This window comes from Nocardioides sp. (assembly GCF_035429765.1).
GTDB lineage: Bacteria > Actinomycetota > Actinomycetes > Propionibacteriales > Nocardioidaceae > Nocardioides.
Window position 1 is genome coordinate 1 of sequence record NZ_DAOMFK010000285.1, and the last position, 2,775, is coordinate 2,775.

3 protein-coding genes and 1 pseudogene are annotated in these 2,775 nt (G+C 72.9%); 3 read left to right on the plus strand and 1 reads right to left on the minus strand.

What is annotated here, in order from left to right:
- The 3 genes and pseudogenes from PLP61_RS16220 to rpe all read left to right on the plus strand — a co-directional run.
- Positions 1-377 (plus strand): annotated as a pseudogene (locus PLP61_RS16220) (rRNA cytosine-C5-methyltransferase); the annotation flags it as partial.
- Between the two features lie 47 nt (positions 378-424).
- Entirely contained in the window at positions 425-1,375 is a 951-nt protein-coding gene (gene ligD, locus PLP61_RS16225; RefSeq protein ID WP_324503801.1) for a non-homologous end-joining DNA ligase, read from the plus strand.
- Positions 1,376-1,386: 11 nt separating this feature from the next.
- Positions 1,387-2,052, plus strand: a complete 666-nt coding sequence (gene rpe / locus PLP61_RS16230) for a ribulose-phosphate 3-epimerase (protein ID WP_324503802.1) — start codon at positions 1,387-1,389, stop codon at positions 2,050-2,052.
- Here the strand turns inward: rpe and PLP61_RS16235 are convergent.
- Positions 2,044-2,634, minus strand: a complete 591-nt coding sequence (locus tag PLP61_RS16235; RefSeq protein ID WP_324503803.1) for a TetR/AcrR family transcriptional regulator — start codon at positions 2,632-2,634, stop codon at positions 2,044-2,046. The genes rpe and PLP61_RS16235 overlap by 9 nt on opposite strands.
- Positions 2,635-2,775: the final 141 nt, after the last annotated feature.

Below are 2,775 nucleotides of genomic sequence, written 5' to 3' on the forward strand. Positions count from 1 at the left end.
CCTTCGACCGGGTGCTCGTGGACGCACCGTGCTCGGGACTGGGCGCGCTGCGACGCCGCCCGGAGTCCCGGTGGCGGCGCACCCCGGACGACCTGCGCACCCTGGTCCCGCTCCAGGAGGCCCTTCTCGGCGCGGCGCTGGAGTCGGTCCGGCGCGGGGGAGTGGTGCTCTACTCGACCTGCTCCCCGGTGCTGGCGGAGACGCAGGGCGTCGTGGCGGCGGTCCTGGCGAGCCGGGGGGACGTCGTCCTCGAGGACGTGGCCCCGCTGCTGCCCGGCGTACCCGACTGCGCAGGCCCGCTCCCGGGCACCGTCCAGCTCTGGCCGCACCGGCACCGTACCGACGCGATGTTCCTGGCGCTGCTGCGCCGGGCGTGACCGGCAGCGGACCTGACCCGCCGCCCCTCGCGCACTAGCGTGGGCCCATGCCCGCCACGCCGCCCGCCGTCGAGATCGAGGTCGCCGACAAGGTGGTGCGGGTGACCAACCCCGACCGGGTTTACTTCCCCGAGACCGGCGCCACCAAGCTGGACCTGGTCGAGTACTACCTGGCGGTGGGGGACGGCATCGTCAACGCGCTGTACGAGCGACCCTGCATGCTGCACCGGTTCCCGAGCGGCCTGGCCGGGGACAAGGTGCACCAGAAGCGCCTGCCGGCCGGCGCGCCGCCCTGGGTGGAGACGGTCCGGCTGCACTTCCCCCGGTGGAACCGCACGGCCGACGAGCTGTGCGTCACCGAGCTGGCCAGCGTCATCTGGGCGGTGCAGATGTCCACGGTGGAGTTCCACCCGTGGAACAGCCGCCGCGCCGACACCGAGTCGCCCGACGAGTGGCGCATCGACCTGGACCCGGGGCCGCTGTGCGACTTCGCCACCGTGCGCCGGGTGGCCCACGTCGCCCACGAGGTGCTCGACGAGCTCGGCGCGGTCGGCTTCCCGAAGACGAGCGGAGGTGCCGGGCTCCACATCTACGTGCGGATCCCGCCCGACCACGGCTTCTCCGACGTACGCCGAGCCGCCCTCGCCTTCGCCCGCGAGGTCGAGCGGCGCGCCCCCGACGACGTGACCACCACCTGGTGGCGCAAGAACCGCGACCCCCACCAGCTGTTCGTGGACTACAACCAGAACGCCCGGGACCACACCATCGCGGCGGCGTACTCCGTGCGCGGCGTCCCCGAGGCCCGGGTCTCGGCGCCGCTGGGTTGGGCGGAGATCGACGACGCCGATCCGCGCGACTTCACCCTCGCCACGATGCCGGCGCGCTACGCCCGCCTCGGCGACCTGCACGCCGATATCGACCGCTACCGCTTCGACCTTGCCCCGCTGCTGGCCTGGGCCGACCGGGACGAGAAGGACACCCGAGGGTCGGACGCCTAGACTCAGCGCCCGTGGGCATCCAGATCACCCCGAGCATCCTCAACGCCGACTTCGCGCACCTGGGGGAGGAGGTCGCCCGGATACCCGGCGCCGACTGGGTGCACGTGGACGTCATGGACAACCACTTCGTGCCCAACCTGACCTTCGGGCCGACCATGGTCGAGGCGCTCTCCCGGGCGACCTCCGTCCCGCTCGATGCCCACCTGATGATCGAGGACCCCGACCGCGAGGCGATGGCCTACGTCGAGGCCGGCTGCCGCTCGGTCACCTTCCACGTGGAGGCCGCCAAGGCTCCGGTCCGGCTGGCCCGGCAGCTCCGTTCCGCCGGCGTACGGGCAAGCATGGCGCTCAAGCCGGCCACCCCGATCGAGCCGTACGAGGACCTCCTGCCCGAGCTGGACACCGTGCTGGTGATGACCGTCGAGCCCGGCTTCGGCGGGCAGCCGTTCCTGGACCTCTGCCTGCCCAAGATCCGGCGTACCCGTGCGCTGATCGAGCGGCACGGCGGGCAGATCTGGCTCCAGGTGGACGGCGGGATCTCCCCGCAGACCATCGAGCGGTGCGCCGAGGCCGGCGCCGACGTCTTCGTGGCCGGCTCCGCGGTCTACTCGGCCGAGAACCCCGACGCGATGGTGACCCACCTGCGTGCCCTCGCTGAAGCGGCCTGCTCAGGCTGAGGCGTAGTCCCAGTACGGTGGAAGGACCACCTCCGTGACCGCGCGGCCCGGGAGGACGAGCCCCAGGTAGCCCGACAGCCCCTGACGTGCCCGGGGCGGGGGGAGCGGCCGGTGAGGTGCGCAGAGCGCGACCAGGAGCCCGTCGATCATCGCCTGCACGGCGTCCAGGCCGGCACGGTCGAGCTGGTAGTCGACGCTGAGGGCCAGCAGGGCGCGATCCTTGGCCCGCGCGCCGGACAGGATCGGTTCCAGGGACGGCTCGCTCCGCCAGAGCTCGAGCCAGCCCTGCCAGCAGCGAGCGTCGATCACGTCGTCGGGCTCCGCAGGCAGGAACGCCATGGGACCCTCCGTGCGGGCCCGGCCGCTGATGTAGGCGTGCCGGGCCCGCCCCGTGCGGCGCACGACCACACCGAGCAGACGTTCCTTGCTGGTGTAATGGTGGTGCAGCGAGGCCGGGCTGACGCCGCAGACCCGGCCGATCGCCCGCATGGTGAGCCCCTGGATGCCATCCTCCGCGATGATCTGGTTGCACGCGGCGGTGACCGCACCAGTACGGCTGTCGGTGTCGAGACGCATCGGCATGCGCCCAGTGCAGCAACGGTCCGACCTCGGCGCACGCGCCGCTCCACAGCGGGTCCCACGCCAGCGTGTGCGGAGTCGGCTGTGGACAGATTCCGGTGCGGCCCCCGTCGCGGCACCCCGGTCGCGGCACCCGCCGCGGCC